Origin of the sequence: Bradyrhizobium yuanmingense (assembly GCF_029167105.1) — a bacterium.
GTDB classification, from domain to species: Bacteria; Pseudomonadota; Alphaproteobacteria; order Rhizobiales; family Xanthobacteraceae; genus Bradyrhizobium; species Bradyrhizobium yuanmingense_A.
The window spans coordinates 69,371-94,442 of the sequence record NZ_JARFML010000030.1 but is presented as its reverse complement, the minus strand read 5'-3'; the positions used below and the strand labels follow the sequence as shown (position 1 = coordinate 94,442).

At 65.2% G+C, this 25,072-nt stretch carries 23 protein-coding genes; 13 read left to right on the top strand and 10 right to left on the bottom strand.

All coding sequences use genetic code 11. The annotated features are described in order from the left end of the window. Positions 1–100: 100 nt before the first annotated feature. The 5 genes from P0R31_RS30755 (at position 101) to P0R31_RS30735 (ending at position 7,205) form a co-directional block, all read left to right on the top strand. Positions 101–1,357 (top strand): aspartate kinase, encoded by a 1,257-nt coding sequence (locus P0R31_RS30755; RefSeq protein ID WP_275518257.1) that lies wholly within the window; start codon positions 101–103, stop codon positions 1,355–1,357. A gap of 337 nt (positions 1,358–1,694) precedes the next feature. After that, positions 1,695–3,962: a phosphoenolpyruvate--protein phosphotransferase gene (ptsP, locus tag P0R31_RS30750; RefSeq protein WP_275518256.1), complete on the top strand. Its 2,268-nt coding sequence runs from the start codon at positions 1,695–1,697 to the stop codon at positions 3,960–3,962. A 59-nt stretch (positions 3,963–4,021) separates the two neighbouring features. Further along, positions 4,022–5,107 (top strand): peptide chain release factor 1, encoded by a 1,086-nt coding sequence (gene prfA, locus P0R31_RS30745; protein ID WP_275518254.1) that lies wholly within the window; start codon positions 4,022–4,024, stop codon positions 5,105–5,107. A 3-nt stretch (positions 5,108–5,110) separates the two neighbouring features. Beyond that, positions 5,111–5,992 (top strand): peptide chain release factor N(5)-glutamine methyltransferase, encoded by an 882-nt coding sequence (gene prmC / locus P0R31_RS30740; RefSeq protein WP_275518252.1) that lies wholly within the window; start codon positions 5,111–5,113, stop codon positions 5,990–5,992. A 463-nt stretch (positions 5,993–6,455) separates the two neighbouring features. Further along, entirely contained in the window at positions 6,456–7,205 is a 750-nt protein-coding gene (locus tag P0R31_RS30735; RefSeq protein WP_275518251.1) for a DUF4167 domain-containing protein, read from the top strand. 110 nt (positions 7,206–7,315) lie between these two features. On the opposite strand, the gene P0R31_RS30730 is transcribed toward P0R31_RS30735, so the two are convergent. Next, entirely contained in the window at positions 7,316–8,062 is a 747-nt protein-coding gene (locus P0R31_RS30730; RefSeq protein ID WP_275518250.1) for a methyltransferase domain-containing protein, read from the bottom strand. 108 nt (positions 8,063–8,170) lie between these two features. On the opposite strand from P0R31_RS30730, the gene gloB reads away from it, so the two are divergent. Together gloB and P0R31_RS30720 are read left to right on the top strand one after the other, a co-directional pair. Next, the gene (gloB, locus tag P0R31_RS30725; RefSeq protein WP_036042630.1) at positions 8,171–8,938 is read left to right on the top strand and encodes a hydroxyacylglutathione hydrolase; all 768 of its coding nucleotides are present in this window, start codon (positions 8,171–8,173) and stop codon (positions 8,936–8,938) included. A 37-nt stretch (positions 8,939–8,975) separates the two neighbouring features. Next, positions 8,976–9,398: a cupin domain-containing protein gene (locus tag P0R31_RS30720; RefSeq protein ID WP_275518248.1), complete on the top strand. Its 423-nt coding sequence runs from the start codon at positions 8,976–8,978 to the stop codon at positions 9,396–9,398. An 11-nt stretch (positions 9,399–9,409) separates the two neighbouring features. Here P0R31_RS30720 and yddG read toward each other — a convergent pair whose 3' ends face one another. From yddG to P0R31_RS30705, 3 genes are all read right to left on the bottom strand, one after another. Next, positions 9,410–10,279 carry an aromatic amino acid exporter YddG gene (yddG, locus tag P0R31_RS30715; RefSeq protein WP_275518247.1) on the bottom strand — a complete coding sequence of 290 codons (870 nt, stop codon included), beginning with the start codon at positions 10,277–10,279 and terminating at the stop codon, positions 9,410–9,412. 142 nt (positions 10,280–10,421) lie between these two features. After that, positions 10,422–11,147 carry an acetoacetyl-CoA reductase gene (gene phbB, locus P0R31_RS30710; RefSeq protein ID WP_157287490.1) on the bottom strand — a complete coding sequence of 242 codons (726 nt, stop codon included), beginning with the start codon at positions 11,145–11,147 and terminating at the stop codon, positions 10,422–10,424. Between the two features lie 246 nt (positions 11,148–11,393). Continuing rightward, complete coding sequence (locus tag P0R31_RS30705; RefSeq protein WP_275518245.1) at positions 11,394–12,572, bottom strand: acetyl-CoA C-acetyltransferase; 1,179 nt, start codon at positions 12,570–12,572, stop codon at positions 11,394–11,396. 312 nt (positions 12,573–12,884) lie between these two features. On the opposite strand from P0R31_RS30705, the gene phaR reads away from it, so the two are divergent. Both phaR and P0R31_RS30695 read left to right on the top strand, forming a co-directional pair. Then, on the top strand, positions 12,885–13,475 hold the full coding sequence (gene phaR / locus P0R31_RS30700; protein WP_036014750.1) for a polyhydroxyalkanoate synthesis repressor PhaR: 591 nt from the start codon (positions 12,885–12,887) through the stop codon (positions 13,473–13,475). Positions 13,476–13,516: 41 nt separating this feature from the next. Further along, entirely contained in the window at positions 13,517–14,137 is a 621-nt protein-coding gene (locus P0R31_RS30695; protein ID WP_275518242.1) for a class I SAM-dependent methyltransferase, read from the top strand. Positions 14,138–14,255: 118 nt separating this feature from the next. Here the strand turns inward: P0R31_RS30695 and P0R31_RS30690 are convergent, their stop codons facing one another. Continuing rightward, positions 14,256–15,143, bottom strand: a complete 888-nt coding sequence (locus P0R31_RS30690) for a branched-chain amino acid aminotransferase (protein ID WP_275518241.1) — start codon at positions 15,141–15,143, stop codon at positions 14,256–14,258. A 108-nt stretch (positions 15,144–15,251) separates the two neighbouring features. On the opposite strand from P0R31_RS30690, the gene P0R31_RS30685 reads away from it, so the two are divergent. Next, positions 15,252–16,187: an alpha/beta hydrolase gene (locus P0R31_RS30685; protein ID WP_275518239.1), complete on the top strand. Its 936-nt coding sequence runs from the start codon at positions 15,252–15,254 to the stop codon at positions 16,185–16,187. 10 nt (positions 16,188–16,197) lie between these two features. On the opposite strand, the gene P0R31_RS30680 is transcribed toward P0R31_RS30685, so the two are convergent. Beyond that, the gene (locus tag P0R31_RS30680) at positions 16,198–16,443 is read right to left on the bottom strand and encodes a hypothetical protein (protein WP_275518238.1); all 246 of its coding nucleotides are present in this window, start codon (positions 16,441–16,443) and stop codon (positions 16,198–16,200) included. Positions 16,444–16,654: 211 nt separating this feature from the next. Here P0R31_RS30680 and P0R31_RS30675 point away from each other — a divergent pair, with 211 nt between their 5' ends. Both P0R31_RS30675 and P0R31_RS30670 read left to right on the top strand, forming a co-directional pair. Continuing rightward, positions 16,655–17,527 carry a hypothetical protein gene (locus tag P0R31_RS30675; RefSeq protein WP_275518266.1) on the top strand — a complete coding sequence of 291 codons (873 nt, stop codon included), beginning with the start codon at positions 16,655–16,657 and terminating at the stop codon, positions 17,525–17,527. 186 nt (positions 17,528–17,713) lie between these two features. Beyond that, a complete protein-coding gene (locus P0R31_RS30670) occupies positions 17,714–19,297 on the top strand; it encodes a sensor domain-containing diguanylate cyclase (protein ID WP_275518237.1) in 1,584 nt (527 codons plus the stop codon). Positions 19,298–19,312: 15 nt separating this feature from the next. Here the strand turns inward: P0R31_RS30670 and P0R31_RS30665 are convergent, their stop codons facing one another. The 3 genes from P0R31_RS30665 to P0R31_RS30655 form a co-directional block, all read right to left on the bottom strand. Beyond that, the gene (locus tag P0R31_RS30665) at positions 19,313–19,873 is read right to left on the bottom strand and encodes a carboxymuconolactone decarboxylase family protein (protein ID WP_275518235.1); all 561 of its coding nucleotides are present in this window, start codon (positions 19,871–19,873) and stop codon (positions 19,313–19,315) included. A 109-nt stretch (positions 19,874–19,982) separates the two neighbouring features. Then, the gene (locus P0R31_RS30660) at positions 19,983–21,146 is read right to left on the bottom strand and encodes a PLP-dependent cysteine synthase family protein (protein WP_275518234.1); all 1,164 of its coding nucleotides are present in this window, start codon (positions 21,144–21,146) and stop codon (positions 19,983–19,985) included. 105 nt (positions 21,147–21,251) lie between these two features. Next, positions 21,252–21,716, bottom strand: a complete 465-nt coding sequence (locus tag P0R31_RS30655) for an Lrp/AsnC family transcriptional regulator (protein WP_036042641.1) — start codon at positions 21,714–21,716, stop codon at positions 21,252–21,254. Between the two features lie 158 nt (positions 21,717–21,874). On the opposite strand from P0R31_RS30655, the gene P0R31_RS30650 reads away from it, so the two are divergent. Continuing rightward, positions 21,875–22,891, top strand: a complete 1,017-nt coding sequence (locus tag P0R31_RS30650) for a 1-aminocyclopropane-1-carboxylate deaminase (protein WP_275518233.1) — start codon at positions 21,875–21,877, stop codon at positions 22,889–22,891. A gap of 206 nt (positions 22,892–23,097) precedes the next feature. On the opposite strand, the gene recQ is transcribed toward P0R31_RS30650, so the two are convergent. Continuing rightward, entirely contained in the window at positions 23,098–24,963 is a 1,866-nt protein-coding gene (gene recQ / locus P0R31_RS30645; RefSeq protein WP_275518231.1) for a DNA helicase RecQ, read from the bottom strand. Positions 24,964–25,072 lie beyond the last annotated feature (109 nt).

The following is a 25,072-nucleotide window of genomic DNA, read 5'->3' as shown; positions in this document are numbered from 1 at the left end:
GCTTGCCCCCGGCCCCTCCGCTCTGTATACGCGCGGTCGGTGGGCACCCGTCCAGTGCGGGTCACCATACTGATCCTTATGAAGGAATGCACGCGTCGTCATGAGCCGCCTCGTGATGAAATTCGGCGGCACGTCCGTCGCCAACATCGAACGTATCCGCAACGTCGCACGCCATGTGAAGCGTGAGGTTGATGCCGGCCACGAAGTGGCCGTGGTCGTCTCGGCGATGGCCGGCAAGACCAACGAGCTGGTCGCCTGGTGCACCGAGGCCTCGCCGATGCACGACGCGCGCGAATATGACGCCGTGGTCGCCTCGGGCGAACAGGTGACCTCCGGCCTTCTTGCCATCGTGCTCCAGGGCATGGGCATCCAGGCCCGCTCTTGGCAGGGCTGGCAGATCCCGATCAAGACCAGCGACGCCCATGCCTCGGCCCGGATCGAGGACATCGACGGCAGCGAGATCGTCAAGCGCTTCAAGGACCGAAAGGAGGTCGCGGTCATCGCCGGCTTCCAGGGCATCAACCCCGAGACGGGTCGCATCACCACGCTCGGCCGTGGCGGCTCCGACACCTCGGCCGTGGCGATCGCCGCCGCCGTCAAGGCCGACCGCTGCGACATCTACACCGACGTCGACGGCGTCTACACCACCGATCCGCGAATCGTGCCGAAGGCCAAGAGGCTCGACAAGATCGCGTTCGAAGACATGCTGGAACTGGCCTCGCAGGGCGCCAAGGTGCTCCAGGTCCGCTCGGTGGAACTCGGCATGGTTCACAACATGCCGATCTTCGTCCGCTCGAGCTTTGATAAGCCCGAGGATATCGACCCGCATGCCAACCAGCCGCCCGGCACGCTGATCTGCAGCGAGGAGGAGATCATGGAAAGCCACGTCGTCACCGGTATCGCGTTCTCCAAGGACGAGGCTCAGATCTCGGTGCGCCAGATCGAGGATAAGCCCGGCGTTGCGGCCTCGATCTTCGGCCCGCTGGCTGATGCCAATATCAACGTCGACATGATCGTGCAGAATGTGTCCGAGGACGGCAAAACCACCGACCTCACCTTCACCGTGCCGGCCGCGGACTTCACCCGCGCCAAGGATACGATTACCGCGGCCAAGGCCAAGATCGGCTATGCGCGGCTCGATACCGCCACCGATGTCGCCAAGATCTCGGTGATCGGCAGCGGCATGCGCAGCCATGCCGGCGTCGCCGCCCAGGCGTTCTCGGCGCTCGCCGGACGGAACATCAACATTCGGGCCATTACAACCTCCGAGATCAAATTTTCGGTCTTGATCGACACCGCCTATACCGAGCTTGCGGTGCGCACCTTGCACACGCTTTACGGTCTCGATCAGGCCTGATGGTCTTGCCGGAAAACTGCTTCGCACTTTTCCGGGCCATGCCAAAAGGCTAATTTTCTCTTAGCGGTCGCAGCAAACGCGAAGGTGTACACACCTTCGCGTTTGGCAGGCGTTTTGCTTGGCAAAACAAGCCTCAATTCGCTATACGGCGGACAGGGTGGGCTGCCGCAGACTGTGTCCCAGTTCAGGCGGCGCTGATTCGGTACGAGCGCTCAATCTCCCGTGGATTTTGGGCTTGTGCCTGCGCCGGACAAACAATTTGGTTGTTTTTCTGGAATTTTGGTCCAGCCGCCGGCCGATATCGCCGGGCCCGGCCGAGGGAGGAGATTGACGGTTCATGCGGAGCGCGTCGGGAGGTCCCCGCGTCTTGTTGAGACGGCTCCGCGAGACCATGGCGGAGCAGGTCTCGGCCCAGGAGCGGCTGGACAAGATCGTGGTGCTGATCGCCGCCAACATGGTGGCCGAGGTGTGCTCGGTCTACGTGCTGCGCATCGACAACACGCTCGAGCTCTACGCCACCGAAGGTCTCAACCGCGAAGCGGTGCACCACACCGTGCTCAGCGCCCATGAGGGCCTGGTCGGCCTCGTCGCCAGCGAGGCGACGCCGCTCAATTTGAGCGACGCGCAGAGCCACCCGGCCTTCTCGTTCCGGCCCGAGACCGGCGAAGAAATCTACCATTCTTTCCTCGGCGTGCCGATCCTGCGCGCCGGCAATACGCTCGGCGTGCTGGTGGTGCAGAATCGCGCCAAGCGCAATTATGTCGAGGAGGAGCTCGAGGCGCTCCAGACCACCGCGATGGTGCTGGCCGAGCTGATCGCCTCCGGCGAACTGTCCGCGCTGGCGCAGCCGGGCCAGGAGCCGGCGGCGCGCCATTCGGCGCAGAAGGTCGGCGCCATCCTGTCGGAGGGCATCGCGCTCGGCCATGTCGTGCTGCACGAGCCGCGCGTCGTCATCAAGGATTACATCGCCGAAGACCTGCCGAAGGAGATCAAGCGGCTCGATACCGCGCTCGCCAAGCTGCGTGCCGATCTCGACCGCATGCTGGAGCGCGGCGACGTCGCCGAAGGCGGCGAGCACCGTGAGGTGCTGGAAGCCTACCGCATGTTCGCCAACGACCAGGGCTGGTCGCACAAGCTGCACGAGGCGGTCGCGACCGGCCTCACCGCGGAAGCCGCGGTCGAGCGCGTCCAGTCCGACACCCGCGCGCGCATGCTGCGCTCGACCGACCCCTATTTGCGCGACCGGCTGCATGACCTGGAAGATCTCGGCTACCGCCTGATGCGACAGCTGGTCGGCCAGGATCATGCGCCCTCGCGCGAGCAGCTGCCCGACAACGCCATCGTCATCGCCCGCGCGATGGGCCCGGCGGCGCTGCTCGACTACGACCGCAAGCGCCTGCGCGGCATTGTGCTGGAGGAAGGCACCGCGAACTCGCACGTCTCGATCGTGGCGCGGGCGCTGGGCATCCCTGCGGTCGGCGAGGTGCCGAACGCGCCTGGAATCGCCGATCCCGGCGACGCCATCATCGTCGACGGCACCTCGGGCTCGATCTATGTGCGCCCGTCGCAGGAGATCGAGGCGGCCTTCGCCGAGCGCGTGCGCTTCCGCGCCCGCCGCCAGGCGCAGTACCTGGCGCTGCGCGACCGGCCCTGCGTCACCAGGGACGGCCAGAAGGTCGAGCTGATGATCAACGCAGGTCTTGCGATCGACCTGCCGCATATCGAGGACACCGGCAGCGCCGGCATCGGCCTGTTCCGCACCGAGCTGCAATTCATGGTCGGTCAGAGCCTGCCGCGCACCAGCGACCAGCTCGCGCTCTATCGCACCGTGCTCGATGCCGCCGGACCTAAGCCCGTCACCTTCCGCACGCTCGATATCGGCGGCGACAAGGCGCTGCCCTATATGGAAGCGGTGATCGAGGAAAACCCCGCGCTCGGCTGGCGCGCGATCCGGCTCGGGCTCGATCGTCCCGGCCTGCTGCGCGGCCAGATCCGCGCGCTGCTGCGCGCCGGCGGCGGCCGCGCGCTGCGCATCATGTTCCCGATGATCTCGGAGGTCGCCGAATTCGACTCGGCCAAGGCGCTGGTCGAACGCGAGCTCACATACCTCCGCCAGCACGGCCACACGCTGCCTGAACGAATCGACATCGGCACCATGGTCGAGGTCCCCGCGCTGCTCTACCAGCTCGACGAGCTCCTGAAGAAGGTCGATTTCATCTCGGTCGGCTCCAACGATCTGTTCCAATTCCTGTTCGCGGTCGACCGCGGCAACGCCAAGGTCTCCGAGCGCTTCGACACCATGTCGGCACCGATCCTGCGCGCGCTGCGTGACATCGCGCGCAAGGCGCACGCCGCGCAGAAGTCGCTCTCGCTCTGCGGCGAGATGGCCTCCAAGCCGATCGGCGCACTGGCGCTGATTGCGCTGGGCTACCGCTCGCTCTCGCTCTCGGCGACCGCGCTCGGCCCGGTCAAGGCGATGGTGCTCGACCTCGACGCCAAGAAGGCCGAAGCGATGCTGGGCCCTCTGCTGGATGCGCCCGCGGGCAGCGTCTCGATCCGGCAGAAGCTGACGGAATTTGCCGAGGCCGAGGGCCTTGCGTTGTAGCGGGCCTGTCGTCCGCTTTCCGCCGCCCTCGCCTCCTTCCGCCCTTTGAGACTGAACCGATGTCGTCACTCCCCGAAGCCAAACTGGACGTCCTGCTCGCGCATCACGCCTCGCTCGAGGCCGAATCGCTCGGACAGCTCGCCTCCGAGCGCTACGTGCAGATCACGCGCGAGCTCGCCGAGCTCACGCCGCTGATCGAGGCAGTGAAGGCCTATCGCGCCGCCGTCAAGGAGCTCGCCGACACCGAGGCGTTGATCGCCGATCCCGCCACCGATGCCGAGATGCGCGGCATGGCGGAAGCCGAACGCGACGAGCTCGCGCCGAAAATCGAGGAACTGGTCCAGAAGATCCGCGTCGCGCTCCTGCCCAAGGACGCCATGGACGATCGCAACGTCATGCTGGAAATCCGCGCCGGCACCGGCGGCGACGAGGCTTCGCTGTTCGCCGGCGACCTGTTCCGGATGTACGAGCGCTTCGCCAGCTTGCAGGGCTGGAAGGTCGAGGTGATCTCCGCCAGTGAAGGCACCGTCGGCGGCTACAAGGAAATCATCGCCGAGATCCAGGGCCGCGGCGCATTCTCCAAGCTGAAATTCGAATCCGGCGTGCACCGCGTCCAGCGCGTGCCCGACACCGAGACTCAGGGGCGCATCCACACCTCGGCGGCGACGGTCGCGGTGCTGCCCGAAGTCGAGGACGTCGACGTCGACATCAAGAACGACGACCTGCGCATCGAGACGATGCGCGCAGGGGGCGCCGGTGGCCAGCACGTCAACAAGACGGAATCGGCGATCCGCATCACCCACATCCCGACCGGCATCGTGGTGATGATGCAGGACAGCCGCTCGCAGCACAAGAATCGCGCCTCCGCCATGAACATCCTGCGCTCGCGCATCTATGACGCCGAGCGGCAACGCGTCGAGGCGGCGCGCTCGGCCGAGCGCAAGGAGAAGGTCGGCTCCGGCGACCGCTCCGAGCGCATCCGCACCTACAATTTTCCGCAAGGACGCGTCACTGATCATCGCATCAACCTCACGCTCTACAAGCTGCCGCAGGTGATCGCGGGCGAAGCGCTCGGCGAACTGATCGACGCACTGACGACGGAGCACCAGGCCGCACAGCTCGCTGCGCAAGGCGCGGCGGCCTGAGGCGTGAGCAACCCCTTCACCGGACAATCCATCGAGAGCGCGCGGCGGACGCTGGCTGCGCAACTGAGATCGGCACAGCTCGACGAAGCCGAGCTCGACGCGCGCATCCTGATCAGTGCGGCACTCGGCCTCGACCTCACCGGCCTGGTCACGCAGGCGGCCCGTCTCCTGACCGCGGCCGAAGCATCGCGGCTCGCGCAACATGCACAGCGCCGCATCGCCGGCGAGCCGGTGTCGCGCATTCTCGGGACGCGCGAATTCTGGGGCCTGCCGTTCCGCCTGTCGGAAGCAACCCTGGTCCCGCGCCCCGATACCGAGACCGTGGTCGAGCTTGCGCTCGAGATTCTCCGCGAGCGGCAGGCATCTCACCCGCCGCGTATCGCCGACATCGGCACCGGATCGGGCGCGATCCTGCTCGCGCTGCTGCACGAAATCCCCGATGCGTTCGGCGTCGGCACCGATCTCAGCCAGAACGCGCTCATAACCGCCAGGGACAATGCCGCGGCGCTGGGACTCGCCGACCGCGCCGCCTTCGTCGCCTGCTCCTACGCCGCGGCGCTCGGTGGCCCGTTCGACCTCATCGTGTCGAATCCACCCTATATTCCCTCGGCTGAAATTCCGAAATTGAGCATCGAGGTGCGCGAGCACGATCCGCATCTGGCGCTCGACGGCGGCAATGACGGATACGACGCCTATCGCGCCCTGATCCCGCAGGCGAGCGAGCGGCTCGCCCCCGGCGGCGCCCTGGTCGTCGAGGCCGGACAGGGCCAGGCCCAAAATATTGAAACCTTGATGAGGGCCGCCGCGTTATCGCTGGAGAGGTCACCCAAGGCCGACTTGGCGGGCATTCCGCGGGCCGTTTCGGCCCGAAAAATGCCCCCATAAAAGCCGGATTGGCCTGCAAAAACCACTTGGAATATCCCGTGGGAACGACTACGTTCCGGTCAACACATCGGTGCCGGCCCCGTAGACCTACGGGCGAAAGCCGGGCTCTCGGGCGAGAGCTTTACTGATTTGAAGGTTCCAAGCCGCAGGTCCTGTTGAGCGCGATGGCCAGTGGAGCTGCGCTGCTCTCTCCGACCGCAAAGTGAACGAAAGCCTGATATTGCGCCTGAACACTTACGCAAGAAAGCTGGGCTTGTTTCGGCAGGCGAAATGAATGGGTTCGCTGGCAATGGATGCTGGCGGGTGGGGAACGCGTCTTTGTTGAACGCGACGGTCGACGAACATCGGCAGGGTTGGATCCGCTTTTGCGCGGTGCGCGCAAGACATGTGAGCCACTGTCACCAGGTCACTCCTAGCAATCAGTAATGCGTGCAACCTTTAGGGCTGGAATTAAAGGCAGGACATGAGAAACGGTCAAAACAAGCAGCGGATGCGCAACCGCAACAACAATAACAACAACAACAACCGGCGCGGCCAGAACCCGATGACCCGGGTCTACGAATCCAACGGACCCGACATCAAGATTCGCGGCACCGCTTCGCACATCGCCGAAAAGTATCTCCAGCTTGCACGTGACGCGCGCTCCTCCGGCGATCCCGTTGCAGCCGAGAACTACTACCAGCACGCCGAGCATTATTTCCGCCTGATCGCGGCGGCTCAGGAACAGTTCCGTCAGAACCAGCAGCCGCGCGGCGATGAGCCCATCGCCAGCAGCGACGAGGGCGAGGACGACGGTGAGAATTTCTCGGCCTTCGGCCAGGAGCCCGGCTTCGTCCCGCAGCCCCAGCCGCAGCCCTTCATGCGCGACCGCGACGGCCAGCGCGATCATCACCAGCCGCGCGACAACCAGCCGCCCTATCAGCGCGAAAATCAGCAGCCGCGCGAGCACCGCGAACGCGATCACCGTCCGCAGCCGCAATATCAGCCGCAACCCGCCAACCAGCCGCAGCCTGTCATCGCCGATGGCGGCGTCGACCGCCTGCCCTCCTTCATCACCGGCGCGCAGCCGCAGGTGAACGGCACTCAGGGCGGCTTTGAGGGCGGCGGTGGCGGCGAGCGCTATCCGCGCCGGCGGCGCCGGCCGCATGGCCCGCGCCCGGAGCGTGAAGCCGCTCCGGTTGCTTCCAGCGACGAAGTCGCCCCGGGCGAGTAAGCTCTTCTGACTTTCCGACTCGAATCGTCCCGGCCTCGCCGGGACGATTTGCTTTTGACGCTGTGCGTTGGCCGGGCACAGACCCACCTCTCCCGAAGAAAGAGGTGAAGCTAACTGCGCGTCACCGTCGTCGAGGACGGCACCAGCACGGGCTTGGCGAGCGAGGGAATCAGCCGCGCCCGCTCGCGCTTGGCGGGGATCGCGCGGTAGACCTGCTTGGTCGCCTCCACGATGTGGACGCCGGCAAAAGGCAGTGACAGCGCCGCACCGGCACGCTCCCACATCTGGGCCGATTTCAACACCCAGCCGCCGGCATAGGGCGGCATGAACAGCGCCTCGCCCCAGGCGGTCGGCGTGAACCAGGTCTGGCGCAACAGCTCGGTGATCTGCGAGCGCGAATAGGGCCGGCCATGGCCGAACGGCGTGCTGTCGGTGCGGGTCCACACCCCACGCCGGTTCGGGATCACGGCGATGACGCGCCCAGAGGGCGACAGCACGCGCCACACCTCGCGCAGCAACGCGGCCGGATCGTCCGACATCTCCAGCGCGTGCACCAGGAGAATGCGGTCGACCGCGGCGTCGGGAAGCGGCAGCGAGAACTCATCCACCAGCGAGGCCAGCGCGGGCCGTCCCGTCGGCCATTTCAGGACACCCTGCGCCGCCGGCATGAAGGCGAGGCAGCGCTCGGCGTCCTCGCGGAACAGCCCCAGATAGGGTGTGGGATAGCCGACGCCGAGCACGCGCTGGCCCTCGGCGTTGGGCCAGCGCTCCCTGATGCCGCGATTGATCATTTGCCGCGCCACGATGCCGAGGCGGCGGGAATAGAACTCGCGGAGGTCGACGACGTCGATGGTCATGACCGCAATGTAACATGCGCCAGGGCGCCGCTGCGCGCGGAATATTGCATTGCCTGCGCAACGTTAACGCCATATTTGTCTGGCGGGGCTGAGCGCGATGGAGATGACATGGCCGCCGAAATTCGTACTTTCAACTGTTTAAACGACAATTTCGGTTATCTGATCCACGATGTGGAAACCAAAGCGACGGCCTCGATCGACGCGCCGGAGGCCGGCCCGATCCTCAAGGCCCTGGAGCGCGAGGGCTGGCAGCTCACCGACATCCTGATCACCCATCATCATGGCGATCACGTCGGCGGGGTCGCCGAGCTCAAGCAGAAATACAATTGCCGCGTCGTCGCGCCGCACGACAAGACCACGAAAATCGCCAACGTCGACCAGCGCGTCGCCAATGCCGACGTGGTCAAGATCGGCAATCTGCTGGCGCGTGTGGTGGAGACGCCCGGCCACACGCTCGACCACATCTCCTACGTGTTCGACAATGAGAAGACGGTGTTCGCCGCCGACACGCTGTTCTCGATCGGCTGCGGCCGCGTGTTCGAGGGCACCTATCCGATGATGTGGGATTCCCTGCTGAAGCTGCGCGCCCTGCCCGACGACTTCAAGCTCTATTGCGGCCACGAATACACCGCGTCCAACGTCAAGTTCGCGCTCACGATCGAGCCGGACAACGCGGCGCTTCAGGCGCGCGCCGCGGAGGTGACGAAGCTGCGCGCCGAGAACAAGCCGACCATTCCCTCCCTGCTCGGCGAGGAGAAGCGTGCCAACGTGTTCCTACGCGCCGACGAGCCGGCGGTCGCGGCCAAGCTGCACATGAAGGGCGCGGATCCCGCTGCGGTGTTCGGCGAGCTGCGCGAGCGCAAGAACAAATCTTGAAGCACAAGTCCTGAAGCACACATCCCGACGAGGATCGATGCCGACCGCAGCCGAGATCATCGCACGGCTCGAACTCCGCCCGCATCCGGAAGGCGGGCATTATCGCGAGACGTTTCGCGACCAGGGCACGGATGCCAACGGGCGTTCGCGCTCGACGCTGATCTACTTCCTGCTCGCGCGCGGCGAGCGTTCGCACTGGCATCGCGTCGACGCGGTGGAGACGTGGCACTATTACGCCGGCAGCCCCTTGATGCTGCGCATCGCCCATGACGGCTGCTCGCAGCACGAGGTGCGGCTAGGCTCCGACCTCGTCGGCGGCGAGCGGCCGCAGGCGATCGTGCCTGCGCTGGCCTGGCAGATGGCGGAAACCACCGGCGAGTGGACGCTGGTCGGCTGCACCGTGGCGCCCGCATTCGAGTTCGCAGGCTTCGAGCTCGCGCCGCCCGGCTGGGAGCCGTAGCTCCGCTCCAATCATCGCTTCCGCAGCACCATGTCCTTGGCCGCGATCAGGCCGCCCCCGGCAATGAGGACCGCAGCAAGGGCGATGTTGGCGCTGGCCTTGGCGAAACCGGCAGCGATGAGGAATCCCGTCGAGAGCAATGGCGTCGCGTAGGAGGCGGCGCCGAGCACACGGATGTCGCCGCGCTTCATGCCGATGTCCCAGGCGTAGAACGCGGCGCCGACCGGGCCGATGCCGAGTGCGATGACCGAGAGCCATTGCACCGTGGTCTCCGGCCAGACCGTGGTTTCAAGCAGGCCATGCATCAGCGCGGCCAATATTGCCGTGGCAAGACAGAAGCCCGCGACCGCATCGGTCGGCACCGCTTTCAACCGGCGCGACAGCACCGAATAGGTCGCCCAGACGAACGCCGCGATGAAGGCCGCGATGAGACCCGGCACAGCTCCAGGCGCAAAACCGCTGGTGTTGCCGGCGAACAGCAGCACCGTGCCGACGAGGCCGAGCACGGCGCCGATGATGTGATGCGCTGCCAGCCGCTCGCCCGGCAGGAAGGACGAGAAGAGCACGATCAAGAGCGGCCACAGGTAATTCAGAAGGCCGGCTTCGGTCGGCGGGGCGAAGCGCAGCGCGAGGAAATACAGCGCGTGATAGCCGAACAGGCCGCCGACGCCGACGATCCAGACGGCGAGCGGTTGCCGCAAGCTTCTCGCCGCCTCGCTCCGCCCAATCCAGGTGAGCAGGCCGACGACACCGCCGATCGCGAAGGTCATCGCAGCGAGCTGAAACGCCGGGATCTTTCCGGTCGCCACCGTCATCACCGACAGCAGCGACCACATCAGGATCGCGGTCAGACCGATCAGCGTGGCAGTGCGGGGAGTCATTGGCCCAATGTTTCCGTCATGGCCGGGCTTGTCCCGGCCATCCACGTCCTTCCGTGGCGACGGCTGTTGTAAGGCCGTGGATGCCCGGGACAAGCCCGGGCATGACGATGTGGACAATATCAGCCTGCGTGATGCGATCGCATCACACCATGTACTGGCCGCCGTTGACCGACAGCGTCGAGCCGGTGATGGCGCCGGCTTCATCCGCGGCGAGGAACACGACGGCACGCGCGATCTCTTCGGGCTCGCCGAGACGGCCGATCGGAATCAGCGGCAGGATCGCCTTCTCCAGCACGTCCTTCGGCACTGCCTGCACCATCTCGGTATTGATGTAGCCGGGACAGATCGCGTTCACGGTGATGCCGCCCTTGGCGTTCTCCAGCGCCAGGGCCTTGGTGAAGCCGATCTCGCCGGCTTTCGCTGCGGAGTAGTTGACCTGTCCGAACTGGCCCTTCTGGCCGTTGATCGAGGAAATGTTGATGATGCGTCCGAACTTGCGCCCGCGCATGCCTTCGATCACCTGGCGCGACATGTTGAACAGCGAGCCCAGATTGGTGCCGATCACGGCGTTCCACTGCTCGAGGCTCATCTTGTGGAAGGCACCGTCCCTGGTGATGCCGGCATTGTTGACCAGCACGTCGACCGGGCCGACCTCGGCCTCGACCTTCTTCACGCCCTCGGCGCAAGCCTCGAAACTGCTGACGTCCCACTTGTAAACCGCAATGCCGGTCTCGGCCTTGAATTTCTCCGCCGCCGCGTCGTTGCCGGCATAGCTCGCCGCAACCTTGTAGCCGGCGGCCTTCAGCGCCTTGCTGATCGCAGCACCGATGCCCCGCGTACCACCCGTCACCAATGCAACACGTGCCATGTCGTATTCCTTCCCTCTTCCTTGGACGCTTCGGACTTTTCTGACGTGATCGCTTTTTAGCTACGGATTATGCGGTTGGTTTGACGGACATCAAGAACAAAACGCCCGGCATCGAGCCGGGCGTTTTTCTTTAGTCGAGGCTTGTCGGGTTGCGAAGAATATTTGATTTGCAACCGCTGCCTTTTTAATCGCGTGCAACGCACGCGCTGACGTGTGCGGCGCACCCGTCAGCCGCGTGTAAGGTCGTCAGTCGCGCGCCACACACATCGCGATACCCATGCCGCCGCCGATGCACAGCGTGGCCAGGCCCTTCTTCGAATCGCGCTTCTGCATTTCGTGCAGCAGCGTCACCAGCACGCGTGCGCCGGACGCGCCGACCGGATGGCCGATCGCGATCGCACCGCCGTTGACGTTGACCTTGGAGGTGTCCCAGCCGAGGTCCTTGTTGACCGCGCAGGCCTGTGCCGCGAAGGCTTCGTTGGCCTCGATCAAATCGAGATCGCCGACGCTCCAGCCAGCCTTCTTCAGCGCGGCGCGCGAGGCCGGGATCGGGCCCGAGCCCATGATCTTCGGATCGACGCCGGCCTGCGCCCAGGACACGATCCGCGCCAGCGGCTTCTTGCCTTCCTTGGCGGCCTGCTTGGCGGTCATCAGAACCACGGCGGCAGCGCCGTCGTTGATGCCCGAGGCCGAGCCCGCGGTCACCGTGCCATCTTTCTCGAAGGCGGGCTTGAGCTTGGCCATCGCGTCGAGCGTGGCGCCATGGCGCGGATATTCGTCAGCGCTGACGACGACGTCGCCCTTGCGGGTCTTGATGGTGACGGGGACGATCTCGTCGTTGAACTTGCCGGCCTTCTGCGCCGCCTCGGCCTTCTGCTGCGAGGCCACGGCGAACTCGTCCTGCTGGGCGCGGGTGATCTGCCATTGCCGCGCGACGTTCTCGGCGGTGTTGCCCATGTGGTAGCCGTTGAAGGCATCCCACAGGCCGTCCTTGATCATGGTGTCGACCAGCTCCAGGCCGCCCATCTTGACGCCGCCGCGCAGGTGCTGGGCGTGCGGGGCCATGCTCATCGATTCCTGCCCGCCGGCGACCACGATCTCGGAATCGCCGTTGAGCAGCGCCTGATAGCCGAGCGCAACCGTGCGCAGGCCCGAGCCGCACAGCTGATTGACGCCCCAGGCCGGGCTCTCCACCGGAATGCCGGCGCCGATCGACGCCTGGCGGGCCGGGTTCTGGCCTTGGGCGGCGGTCAGGATCTGACCCATGATCACTTCGGAGACCCGGCCGGGCTCGATGCCGGCGCGCTCCAGCGCGGCCTTGATGGCGATGGCGCCAAGGTCATGGGCGGGAAGGGTCGCGAACGCTCCGTTGAAGCTTCCGACCGGGGTGCGGGCGGCGCTGACGATGACGACATCGTCTGACATGGGCATCTCCTGGGGCTTGAGGTTCTTGTGAAGGGGCAGGCGGGGCTGGAAAGCGATCGCCAGTCTCGTCAGCCATCCTGTTAACGTCGTTGAGGCATGTCAATCGGCCGGGGCCCGAATTCATACCGCAGCGCATTCAAAATAGCGTTCTTGGCGTTTTCGCAAGCAGGATTTTGCTCTGCAATTAACCGTGCCGCACAAAACGGTAGCGTGAGCCCTTTGAAAATGCTTATTTTGTTGCGTTGCGTACTCTTCCCGCCCTGCGGCATTGCCCGACAGGTTCCCGTTCTCCGCGTTTGCAAGTGAGAGCCCATGGCGAAATCAGACCAACCCACCACAATCAAGAAATACGCGAACCGCCGGCTCTATAACACCGGAACGAGCACCTATGTGACGCTCGAAGACCTCGCCGCGATGGTCAAGGACGGCGAAGACTTCCTGGTCTATGACGCCAAGACCGGCGACGACATCACCCGCTCCGTGCTCGCCCAGATCATCTTCGAGCAGGAGAACAAGGCCGGCCAGAACCTGTTGCCGACCACCTTCCTTCGCCAGCTGATCCGCTTCTATGGCGACAGCATGCAGATGGTGGTGCCGAAATATCTGGAGCAGTCGATCGCGACCCTGACCCAGGAGCAGGAGAAGTTCCGCAAGCAGATCGCCAATACGCTGTCCGGCACTCCTTTTGCTCCGTTGGAGGAGCAAGTCCGCCGCAACATGGAGCTGTTCCAGCAGACCTTCTCGATGTTCAAGCCGTTCGCAGCGCCCCGCCCGGCCGCCAGCCCCGAGCCGGAGCCCGATGCGAATGCCGAGGCGCCAAAGGACAGCAACATCGACGAGCTGCGCCAGCAGATGAAGGAAATGCAGGAGCGCCTCGAGCGGATGTCGAAGAAGGACGAATAGTCTTTCATTCGCGCCGGCCCCTGTATGCGGGAGGGCGAGCCATGTCTGACCGAAGCACGCATTGGGACCATGTCTACGCCACCAAGGGCGAGACCGAGGTCAGCTGGCATCAAGATAGCCCCGCGACCTCGCTCGCGATGATTCGCGCAGCCGGCTCCGATCGCGACACGGCCATCATCGATGTCGGTGGCGGCGCATCGCGCCTCGTCGATGAGCTCTTGCAGGACGGATATCGCGACGTCGCCGTGCTGGATCTTTCTGCCAATGCACTCGAGGCCGCGAAGAAGCGCATCGGTCAGGCCGCTTCGACGGTCGACTGGATCGTTGCCGATGCCACGACATGGCGTCCGGCCAGGACCTATGATGTCTGGCACGATCGCGCAGCGTTTCACTTCCTGACTGACCCGCGCGACAGGGCGGCTTACGTGCAGCGCCTGCGGAGAGCGGTCAAACCTGGCGGCCACGTCATCGTCGCGACGTTTGCACCCGATGGTCCCGAGAAATGCAGCGGCCTGCCGGTGCAGCGCCACGACAGCACGAGCCTTGCGGCGGAGCTCGGGCCGGAATTTGAACTGATCGAGACGCGCAGCGAGACGCACCACACCCCGTGGCAGTCGACGCAGGCGTTTCAGTTCAGCCGGTTTCGGCGGCGCGGCTCGTGAGCGGCGCCCGCACGATCCACAAACTCGTCATTGCGAGCGCAGCGAAGCAATCCAGACTGCCGCCGCGGAAAGACTCTGGATTGCTTCGCTGCGCTCGCAATGACGGAGGGACTGGCTCCTACGCCGCCATCTTCACGGCATGCGCAAAGTCCCAGTAGAGCTTGCGCGCCTTGGCGTAGAACGGGCCCGGCTTCAGCTCGCGCTCGTCGATGCGGATCACGGGCGCGACCTTGGCGAAATTGCCGGTCGAAAAGATCTCGTCGGCGGCCAAGAAATCGGCGTAGCGCAGCGTCTTCTCGACCACGGTGACGCCGTCGGCGCGAAGCAGGCTGATGACGCGCTGGCGCGTGATGCCGTTGAGGAAGGTGCCGTTCGGCGCCGGCGTGAACACCACGCCGTCCCTGGCCATGAACACGTTGGAATTGCCGAACTCGGCGACGTTGCCGAGCATGTCGAGCATCAGCGCGTTCTGGAAGCCGCGCGACGCAGCTTCGGCGAGCGCGCGCGAATTGTTCGGGTAGAGGCAGGCGGCCTTGGCTTCGACCGGCGCGCATTCGGCCGTCGGCCTGCGAAACGGCGACAGGGTGATGGCGTTACCGACGGGTTTTGGCATCGGCGCTTCGTAGATGCACAGGCACCAATTGGTGGTCTCGGGGTCGAACAGCACGCCGCCGCCGCTTCCGTTTTGCGCCCAATACATCGGACGGATATAGAGCTCGGCATTTCCGGCAAAGCGCGCGATGCCTTCGTTCGCGAGCGTCAGCCAGGTGTCGGTATCGACCACCGGCTTCAGGCCGAAACTGATCGCGGATTGATTGGCGCGGGCGACGTGACGATCGAGATCCGGTGCGACGCCCTCAAACGCGCGGGCGCCGTCGAACACGACGGACCCGAGCCAAGCCGCATGGGTGCGCGGCCCCATGATCGGCACGTTGCCCTCGTGCCATTTGCCCTCGAAGAAGGTCCAGCTCGACGAATAGTCGATGGGCTTCTTGATCTCGGCCATGACTGGCCTCCTTTTCGAACGATCCGGCACTATCGTCCCAATTTCTAAACGATTTGCTGCGGGCGTTTCGTGAGTTACGCTCACTTCTGTGAGAGGAAGGAAAGATCGATGCCGCTCGATCCGCTGGCAAAGCGTTTGTTGACCATGATGGCTGCGGCTGCGCCGCAGGCGCGGAGCCGGCCGAGTGTGGAGGTGCGGCGGCAATCGCTGGCAAAGCTGATGCAGTTCGCCCGGGCCGAGGCGCCGGATGTGACGACATCCGACGGCAAGCTGCCCGGTCCCGGCGGCGAGCTGCCCTATCGCCTCTACACGCCGGCAGGCACTGAAGCGCCCGCACCAGGCTTCGTGTTCTTTCATGGCGGCGGGCTCGTCGCCGGGAGCATTGCCACGCATGAGCGCATCGCCGCGGCGCTGGCGCATGCCACCGGCTGCCGCCTCGTGTCGGTCGATTACCGGCTCGCGCCGGAGCACAGATTCCCCGCCGCGGTCGACGACGCGATCGCCGCCACCGAATGGGTGGCGCGCGAGGCGGCATCGCTCGGCATCGACGCCGACCGCCTGGTGGTCGGCGGCGATTCCGCCGGCGCCACACTCGCGGCGATCGTGTGCCAGAATGCGGCGCAGACCGCCGGCCTCGCCATCGCCGCGCAGTGCCTGATCTGCCCGGTGCTGGATTTCGAGGAGACCTCGCCTTCGCGCGAGGCCTTTGCCGAGGGCCATCTGATCGATCGCGTCACAATCGAAGCCGATCTTTCCGATTATCTGCCTGACGGCATCGATACGGCCGATCCCCGCATCTCCCCCTTGCGCGCGACACGCCTTGCGGGCCTGCCGACCGCGATCATCCACACCGCCGAGTACGACCCGATGCGCGACGAGGGCAATGCCTATGCCCGCAAGCTGCTCGCCGCGGGGGTGGCGGTCGAGCATGTCTGCCACGATGGCATGGTCCATAATTTCCACGTCATGGGCGCAATCCTGCCACAGGCACAGCTCGTTCTGTCGCAGATCGGCGAGCAGGTGCGGCGGGCGGTGAAGAGGTGACAGCGCTCAATCACGCGCGGGCGCCGATCACCGCGCGCGCTGCCGCGACATATTCCGGCCAGTGCGCGTCCGCATAACGCTCCGCCTGCCATGCGCAGGCGAGGTCGGGCGCATGCGCCGCCGCAATCGTGCGCGCGAAGCGCTCTTCCGCGACCGTCACTTCACCGGATGCGGCCGCGGGTGCAGCCGCCGCAGCGGTCGGAACAACGGCGAGTCCCGCCAGACCGGTGAGCAGGATGCGGCGTGACGTGTTCATGGCTGTCTCCTCCATAGTCGGCCTGCACTGTGGCGGGCGAGTGCGTCAGTGCGATTACGGCAGGGTAACCGCACACATCCACGCCGTCCATCGCTTGCGGATGACGCTTGACCAAGCGAGCGATCACGTTCCATCTAACACGTGTTTCGCCCTCAGTCGCCACGCATCGGATCGTCACGTGACTCTTCGCAGCCAATCCCGTCGTCCGGCATTGCGCGCTGCCGCAGCGGGATTGCTGTGTCTGGCGATCCCGGCAGGCGGTGCCCTCGCCGCCGACGATGAGGAGGACGAGCCCGCAAAGCCGACCGTCCCGAACATCTATCTCGATCTCCGCACCATCTATGCGACGATCCCCGCAGGCACGCTCGCGCTCGGCTTCAGCAACACCTCGCTGTCAGCCGCATTCCAAGCCCTGGCGGCGCAACGAGGCACGACGCTGCCGCACGGATCGCCGGCCGCGAAATCGATTGCGATCGACCTGCCGCTGACCGTCGACGTCAGCGACCGCGTGTCGCTCTACGGCGGCGTATCCGGCACGACCACGGATATCGGCGGCGGCTGGTCGTCCTTCGCCATCACGAGCTGGAACATCGGCGTGCAGGCCGATCTCTACCAGCAGAATGGCGGCAAGATCCCGACCGTCACGCTGCAATCGACCCTGACGCAGTCGGTGCCGAACGAGCAGGGCATGACCAACTCCTTCAACAATATCGTTGAATTCGACTACGCGCTCGACGAGGACGAGACACGGGGCTGGCTGGCCGGCCTGCAATACACCACCGCCACCATCGCCAGCCCGTTCGCCACGATCCGGCCGAACACGATCCTCTATGCCGGCGGCTATTACCAATGGCCGAGCAACTGGAAGGTCACCGGGCGCCTCGGCATGCAGTCGTTCGGCGGCGCCCAGCTCGCGGGCCGGACGCTGGCGGAATCCTTCACCCAGCCGGTCCTGCGGCTCGACCTCGATCGCATGGACGACAACGACAACCGCCTGTTCGGCATCACCGCGCAGATCGCCTGGATGCCGAAACCGTCCTATCAGCTGACGTTGCGAACGCCGCTCTACGCCGTGCGCAACTGACTGCGTTCGCAAGGAATTCCCGGTCAGGCGCGGCGGGCACTCTTGGCCGGCCGGACAGCGTTCTGCATCGCGCGTCAACCAATCATTAATCCTCATTCCGGAACATCGATTGCGTTACACCGCCGCAAAGAAGCTTGCGCGAAACTATCCCGGCTTTTCGCATCGTGTTCGCTTTGGAGGCTGCGAATGTCCCGCTTGGTTTCGGAACGGACGTTCCTCGCTGGGAAGATCTTCTTCAATTTCGGCCAGTCGTCGATCGATTGCGTGGTACGCCGGCTCACCGAGGAGGCCGCGACGCTCGAGATGGAGAGTAGCCTCGGCGTACCCGAGAACTTCCAGCTCCGGCTCGCGGGGCGCGAGATCCTGACCTGTCGGGTGATCTGGCGATCGGATCGTCAAGCCGGCGTCGCCTTCGAACAGCCGAACAGCATCGAGCCAGCAGCCGGCGAGGAGCGGGAACGCTCGTCCGACGCGTTGATGCGCACCCAGATGCTGGCGCTGCGCGCTGCGCTCGATCATGTGCCGACCGGCATCGTGCTGCTCGATTCTCACCTGAGGGCACGCCTCATCAACCGGTCGTTTCGACAGATGTGGCACCTGCCCGACGAGGTTGCCGACAGCCATCCATCCATTCTCACCCTGCTCCATCACGGGCGAGATATCGGCGCCTATGAGGTGGCGGACCCCGACCTCGATGCACTGATAGCGGAGCGCGTCCGCGTGATTGCGTCGGGCGATCCAACTCCGATCGACGTGCGCCGGACCAATGGCGATGTCGTGCGCGTCCAAGTCACGCCGCTGCCCGACGGTGGGCGCATGCTGACCTACACGCCCGTCACCGACATCGTGCGCACCTCCGACGAGTTGAAGCGGCTGCGGGATGCCTTGGAGAACGTTCAGGATGGAGTGCTGCTGCTCGATGCGGACCTGCACGCCACCTTCATGAACCGACGGATGCGGCGGTTCTGGGAGGTCAGCGAGGACGAGGCGGCGAGACGGCCGACCTATTCCTCGCTGGTCCGACGACTGCATCGTGCCAGCGCGCCGAATCTTCCAAACAACGAGCTGGCGAAGTTTCCGGCGCGGCGCGTCGAGGAGGTCAAGGCCGGCGATCACGTACGCGACCTGCAGACGCCGGACGGACGCCGCATCCGGGCCCATTGCACCACGATGGCGGATGGCGGACGCATGCTGACCTATGTCGACATCACCGATCTGACGCAAAAAGCCGCAATGCTGGAGACGCTCGCCACCACCGATCCGCTCACCGGCCTCTACAATCGCCGCCACTTCCTCGAAAACCTCGATGCGGAATGGAGTCGCTTTCAACGCTATTATCGCTCAGTCTCCGTGTTGATGCTCGACATCGATCATTTCAAGTCAGTCAACGATCGCTACGGCCACGCGGTGGGCGACGCGGCGATCAAGGCGGTTGCGGCCGCCTGCCTTGATGGCAAGCGGAAATCGGACATCGTCGGCCGTCTCGGCGGCGAGGAATTTGCCGTGTTGCTGCCGGAAACCAGCCTGTCCCGGGCGAGAACGGTAGCCGAGCGCATCCGTAAGCGCGTGATGAGCACGCAGGTCTTTGCCGACAAGCTTCAGTTCGGTCTCACCGTGAGCATCGGCATCGCGGAGGCCACAGTCAGCATGTCCGGCATCGATGCGCTGATGGGCGCGGCCGATCGTGCCCTCTACCAGGCCAAGGCCGAGGGCCGCAATCGCTGCATCGCCTGGATGCCTCCGCCCCCTGCAAACAAGGCGGCGGAGTGACGGAAGCAGCTGGGTCTACTCGGGCACCGGCACGTCGAAGGTGTTGAGCGTGACCGAGACCATGCAGTAGACGCCGACGAGATAGGACAGCTCGGCCGCGCCGTGCTCGCCGAATTCCTTCACGGCCGCACGCCAGGTCAGCTCCGGCAGCACGCCGCCGCTGACCAGTGCCGAAGCCATGTCGTAGGCGATGGCTTCCTGCTTGGTGAGATCCACCGGCCGCTGCCCGGCGACGATGGTCGCGAGCTTCTCGTCGGAGAGGCCACGCTGCTCGGCCACCAGCACATGGGCATAGAGCTCGTAACCGGAGCGGAAATGCGAGCCGGTGACCAGGATCGCGACCTCGCGTACGGCCGCGGGCAGCAGCGGGTTCGACGCGATTGCCTTGACCAGCTCCCACACCGGCTTGCCGAAGCGCGGCTCGCGGATCCAGGGATTCCAGGGCCCGAGCAGCGCGCCGTCCTCGCGCATGTTCACGAAACCCTTGAAGTGGTCCTTGATGCCGGCCCGCATGTCGTCATAGAGCGGCTTCTGTTCGTCAGTCAGCTCTTTCGGATCGAGAATGGGAAGGCGCACGGTAGGGTCTCCTCGTTGAGAAGACGCAACCGTCACCTGCATGTCTGCCCAAGGCAAGTGAAGTTGCCGTGACGACCGTGCGATTTCGCAAATGCCAGGCAGATCTCGGCTATGACGCCGTGGGGTTTTGCAGGCTTTGAGAATTGACCACGTCGTCGACGTCCATTGTCAGTGGCTCACCTGTGGCGAGGAACGACGACAGCGCCGTCTCGAACGGCGCCGGATCGAGGCCGCGCGCGGCGAGCCAGGCGGGTTCGTAATAGGTCTGCCGATAGCGCTCGCCGGAATCGCAGATCAGCGTCACCAGCGATCCCGTGACGCTCGCCTGGCGCATCTCCGAGGCGAGCCGGCACAGCGCCAGGAAGTTGGTTCCGGTGGAGCCGCCGACCGGGCGGCGCAGCCGTCGCGACAGCACGTTCATCGCCGCGATCGTCGCCGCATCCGGGATCTTCATCATGCGGTCGACCACGCCGGGCACGAAGGAGGGTTCGCAACGCGGCCGGCCGACGCCCTCGATCAACGACGGGCGGTCGCAGACATGGGAGCGGTCCTGCGTTCGGAAGCAGTCGAAGAAGGCAGAATGCTCGACATCGGCGACGCACAGCCGGGTCGGATATTGCCGATAGCGCAGATAGCGCCCGATGGTGGCCGAGGTGCCGCCGGTGCCGGCGCCCATCACGATCCAGTCCGGCAGCGGGCGCGGCTCGCCCTGCAACTGTGTGAAGATCGATTCGGCGATGTTGTTGTTGCCGCGCCAGTCGGTGGCGCGCTCGGCAAAGGTGAACTGGTCCATGTAATGGCCGTTCAGCCGGCCGGCGAGCGCGGCGGCTTCCGCATAGAGCGCGCGGCCGTCGTCGATCAAATGGCAGTTGCCGCCATAATGCTCGATCGCGGCGATCTTCTCCGCCGAGGTCGTGCGCGGCATCACGGCGTAGAAGGGCACGCCGATCATCTCTGCGAAATAGGCCTCCGACACCGCGGTCGATCCCGACGAGGCCTCGACCACGGGCGTGCCTTCGCGGATGTGTCCGTTGCAGAGCGCATAGAGGAACAGCGAGCGCGCGAGGCGGTGCTTCAGGCTGCCGGTCGGATGCGTGGACTCATCCTTCAGATAGATGTCGATGCCCGATAGCGCCGGCACGATCAGCCGGATCAGATGCGTGTCGGCGGTGCGGCACTGGTCGGCCTCGATCGCGGCCACGGCCTCGTCGACCCAGCCGCGCCGATAGGCCGGCCCGGCCGGGTTGTGCTGGCGGAAGGTGAATGTCTGCATCGGGTGAACCTCTCATGAGGCCGATCGCGCATCAAGTGCGCTGGATTTTGTTTGTCGTGTTTTATGATGCGAACCGGCTTCCACTTCGCTGGGAAACGCTTCCGTTCAAAACTCCAGCGGCGCGTTGTCGACGACTTCCTTCATCACGAAGAAGGTTCGGGTCTGGCGCACGCCGGGCAGCGCGATGAGCTGCTCGCCATGGATGCGGTTGAAATCCTCCATGTCGCCGACGCGGATCTTGAGGAAGTAATCGAAATCGCCGGCGACGAGATGGCAGTCGAGCACGAATTTCAGTTTTGCAACGGCCTGCTCGAAGGTGGCAAAGCTTTCCGGCGTCGAGCGGTCGAGCACGACCCCGACCATCACCAGCGTGCCCTTGGCCACCTTCTTCGGCGCGACCATGGCGCGGACATTGGCGATGAAGCCGTCCTCGAACAGGCGCTGGGTACGCCGGTGGCAGGTGGCGGGGCTGATCGCGACCGTTTCGGCCAGCTCGGCATTGCTGAGCCGACCGTTATTCTGAAGCAATCTCAGGATCTTAAGGTCGGTGCGGTCGAGTCGGGCAGTCATGAAAGAAGCTTCCATAAATATATGATGTTGTGAAAGGAGTATTAGCAACTGGCGCAGCTTCCGCAAGAAACCGTCCAATATGGGCGCAATATTCGAGAGCACATTTTTCCGACCTAATGCTAGGGATCCGCCAACACCAACGCCAATCGGGATGACCCATGAAGCTGGACAAATTTCCGCGCTATCCTCTGACCTTCGGCCCGACGCCCATCGAGAAGCTGGAGCGCTTGACAAAACATCTCGGCGGCCATGTCGAGGTCTATGCCAAGCGCGAGGACTGCAATTCCGGTCTCGCCTATGGCGGCAACAAGCTGCGCAAGCTCGAATACATTATCCCCGATGCGATCGCCTCCAATGCCGATACGCTGGTCTCGATCGGCGGTGTGCAATCGAACCACACCCGCATGATCGCGGCGGTCGCAGCCAAGCTCGGCATGAAATGCCGCCTGGTGCAGGAAGCCTGGGTGCCGCACGAGGACGCCGTCTATGACCGCGTCGGCAACATCATGCTCTCGCGCATCATGGGCGCCGACGTGCGCCTGGTCGACGACGGCTTCGATATCGGCATCCGCAAGAGCTGGGAGCAGGCGATCGAGGAAGTGAAGGCCGCCGGCGGCAAGCCCTACGCCATTCCCGCCGGTGCCTCCGTGCATAAGTTTGGCGGCCTCGGCTATGTCGGCTTTGCCGAGGAGGTGCGCAAGCAGGAAGCCGAGCTCGGCTTCAAGTTCGACTACATCGTCGTCTGCACCGTCACCGGTTCCACCCATGCCGGCATGCTGGTCGGCTTTGCGGCGGACGGCCGTGCGCGAAAGGTGATCGGCATCGATGCCTCCTTCACGCCCGCCCAGACCAAGGCTCAGGTGCTCGAGATCGCGCAGAACACGGCAAAGCTCGTCGAGCTCGGCAAGGATCTCGTCGCCGACGACGTCGTGCTGATCGAGGACTACGCCTATCCCGCCTATGGCGTGCCGTCGGAGGAGACCAAGGAAGCGATCCGCCTCACCGCGCGTCTCGAAGGCATGATCACCGACCCCGTCTACGAGGGCAAGTCGATGCAGGGCCTGATCGATCTCGCCAAGAAGGGCTATTTCGAGAAGGGCGCGAAGATTCTCTACGCCCATCTCGGCGGCGCGCCCGCGCTGAACGGCTATGCGTATGCGTTCAGGAACGGGTGAGTGAGGGCGTAGCGCTCGCGCGTCATACACTGCTGTCGTCCCGGGGCGCGAGGAAGTCGCGAGCCCGGGACCCATAACCACAGGGAGGCGTTTGGCGCGGACTCGTGGTTGCCAGCCTGCTGCAACAAACTTCTCCCTGTGGTTATGGATCCCGGATCTGCGCGCGCTTGAGGCGCGCTTGTCCGGGATGACGACGGGGGTGCTCCCTACCGCGTCCTGACGATCTGCAGCAGCTCGTCGCCGTAGTGCTCGAGCTTCTTGTCGCCGATCCCCGGCACGTTGCGCAGCTCGTCCAGCGTCGTCGGCCAGGCTCGGACGATGCCGTCGATGGTGGCATCGTGCAGCACCACATAGGCCGGCACGCCGCGTTCGCGCGCGACCTCTGACCGCCAGGCGCGCAGCCGCGCGCGCAATTCGGGATCGACGTCGCCTTGCGGCGCGCTCGCCGCGGGCGCGAGGTCACCGCGGCGCGACGTGGCCCGGCTGGCGCGAACACGCGTGCCGGGCGCCTCCTCGCGCAGCCAGACCTCGGTCTCGCCGCGCAGCACGCCGCGCGAAGACTCCGTCAGCTTGAGCGCGCCGTAGGCTTCGCTGTCGCTGCGCAAATGACCCATCGCCACCAATTGCCGCAGCACCGTGCGCCACTGCTTCTCGTTGAGCTCGCGGCCGATGCCGAACACCGACAGCTTGTCGTGACCGAACTGTGTGACCTTCTCGGTCAGGCGTCCGACCAGCACGTCGATCAAATGCATGGCGCCGAAACGCTGGCCGGTGCGATAGACGCAGGAGAGCAGCTTCTGCGCCAGCACCTTGCCGTCGCGCATCTTGGGCGGCGTCAGGCAATTGTCGCAATTGCCGCAGCTCTCGCCCATCACGATCTCGCCGAAATAGGCGAGCAGGCGCCGGCGCCGACAATGCGGCGTCTCGGCGAGGCCGACCAGCGCATCGAGTTTGCCGATCGAGACCCGCTTGAAATCCTCCGATCCGGCCGATTCGTCGATCATGCGGCGCTGCTGCACGATGTCGGAGAGGCCGTAGGCCATCCAGGCCGTCGACGGCTTGCCGTCACGACCGGCGCGTCCCGTCTCCTGGTAATAGGCCTCGATGCTCTTGGGCAGGTCGAGATGGGCGACGAAGCGCACGTCGGGCTTGTCGATGCCCATGCCGAAGGCGATGGTCGCGACGATGACGATGCCGTCCTCGTTGAGGAAGCGATCCTGGTTGCGCGAGCGCAGCGCTCCGTCGAGCCCGGCGTGATAGGGCAGCGCCGCAATGCCGGCCTCGGCAAGCGCGGCGGCGACCTCCTCGACGCGGTTGCGGGACAGGCAATAGACCACGCCGGCATCGCCGATGTGGCGCTCACGGATGAATTCCTTCAGCTGCGACACCGCATTGCGCTTGTCGACGATCTCGTATCGGATGTTGGGCCGGTCGAAGCTGGAGACGAACTGCGGCGCGCCCGTCAGCTGAAGCCGCTCGACGATCTCCTTGCGCGTCAGCTCGTCTGCGGTCGCGGTCAGCGCGATGCGCGGCACGTTGGGAAAGCGCTCGGCGATGACGGAAAGGCCGACATATTCGGGCCGGAAATCGTGGCCCCATTGCGAGACGCAATGCGCCTCGTCGATCGCGAACAGCGCCACCTTCGCCTGCGCCAGCAGCGACAGGCAGCGCGGCGTGACCAGCCGTTCCGGCGCGACATAGAGCAGGTCGAGATCGCCGGCAAGCAGGCGGCGCTCGATGTCGGAGGCCTCCTGGGGCGTCAGCGACGAGTTCAGCGCGGCGGCATTGACACCGGCCTCGATCAGGCCGGCGACCTGGTCGCGCATCAGGGCGATCAACGGCGAGACCACGATGCCGCAGCCTTCGCGCAGCAAGGATGGAAGCTGATAGCACATCGACTTGCCGCCGCCGGTCGGCATCAAGACCAGGCAATTGCCGCCGTCCGTGACGTGGCGGACGATCTCGCCCTGCGCGCCGCGAAACCCCGGCAGGCCGAACACCGAATGCAGCACCGACAGCGCGTCGCGGCCGTTGGCCGGCGCAGGCAGTGGGGCGTTGGAGGGAGCGGACATGGGCGGAGCAGATCAGGCCGTGGGATTCGTCATAAGGCCAGTCGCATGCTGGTGTGGCTGTGGCAAGACTGTTTGGAGGCGAGGCAACACTGCTTCGTCCCCCTCTCCC

Coding starts and splice junctions, on each gene's coding strand:
- P0R31_RS30755 (WP_275518257.1), top strand. CDS start 101: ATGAGCCGCCTCGTGATGAAATTCGGCGGCACGTCCGTCGCCAACATC.
- ptsP (WP_275518256.1), top strand. CDS start 1,695: ATGCGGAGCGCGTCGGGAGGTCCCCGCGTCTTGTTGAGACGGCTCCGC.
- prfA (WP_275518254.1), top strand. CDS start 4,022: ATGTCGTCACTCCCCGAAGCCAAACTGGACGTCCTGCTCGCGCATCAC.
- P0R31_RS30735 (WP_275518251.1), top strand. CDS start 6,456: ATGAGAAACGGTCAAAACAAGCAGCGGATGCGCAACCGCAACAACAAT.
- P0R31_RS30730 (WP_275518250.1), bottom strand. CDS start 8,062: ATGACCATCGACGTCGTCGACCTCCGCGAGTTCTATTCCCGCCGCCTC.
- gloB (WP_036042630.1), top strand. CDS start 8,171: ATGGCCGCCGAAATTCGTACTTTCAACTGTTTAAACGACAATTTCGGT.
- P0R31_RS30720 (WP_275518248.1), top strand. CDS start 8,976: ATGCCGACCGCAGCCGAGATCATCGCACGGCTCGAACTCCGCCCGCAT.
- yddG (WP_275518247.1), bottom strand. CDS start 10,279: ATGACTCCCCGCACTGCCACGCTGATCGGTCTGACCGCGATCCTGATG.
- phbB (WP_157287490.1), bottom strand. CDS start 11,147: ATGGCACGTGTTGCATTGGTGACGGGTGGTACGCGGGGCATCGGTGCT.
- P0R31_RS30705 (WP_275518245.1), bottom strand. CDS start 12,572: ATGTCAGACGATGTCGTCATCGTCAGCGCCGCCCGCACCCCGGTCGGA.
- phaR (WP_036014750.1), top strand. CDS start 12,885: ATGGCGAAATCAGACCAACCCACCACAATCAAGAAATACGCGAACCGC.
- P0R31_RS30695 (WP_275518242.1), top strand. CDS start 13,517: ATGTCTGACCGAAGCACGCATTGGGACCATGTCTACGCCACCAAGGGC.
- P0R31_RS30690 (WP_275518241.1), bottom strand. CDS start 15,143: ATGGCCGAGATCAAGAAGCCCATCGACTATTCGTCGAGCTGGACCTTC.
- P0R31_RS30685 (WP_275518239.1), top strand. CDS start 15,252: ATGCCGCTCGATCCGCTGGCAAAGCGTTTGTTGACCATGATGGCTGCG.
- P0R31_RS30680 (WP_275518238.1), bottom strand. CDS start 16,443: ATGAACACGTCACGCCGCATCCTGCTCACCGGTCTGGCGGGACTCGCC.
- P0R31_RS30670 (WP_275518237.1), top strand. CDS start 17,714: ATGTCCCGCTTGGTTTCGGAACGGACGTTCCTCGCTGGGAAGATCTTC.
- P0R31_RS30660 (WP_275518234.1), bottom strand. CDS start 21,146: ATGCAGACATTCACCTTCCGCCAGCACAACCCGGCCGGGCCGGCCTAT.
- P0R31_RS30655 (WP_036042641.1), bottom strand. CDS start 21,716: ATGACTGCCCGACTCGACCGCACCGACCTTAAGATCCTGAGATTGCTT.
- P0R31_RS30650 (WP_275518233.1), top strand. CDS start 21,875: ATGAAGCTGGACAAATTTCCGCGCTATCCTCTGACCTTCGGCCCGACG.
- recQ (WP_275518231.1), bottom strand. CDS start 24,963: ATGTCCGCTCCCTCCAACGCCCCACTGCCTGCGCCGGCCAACGGCCGC.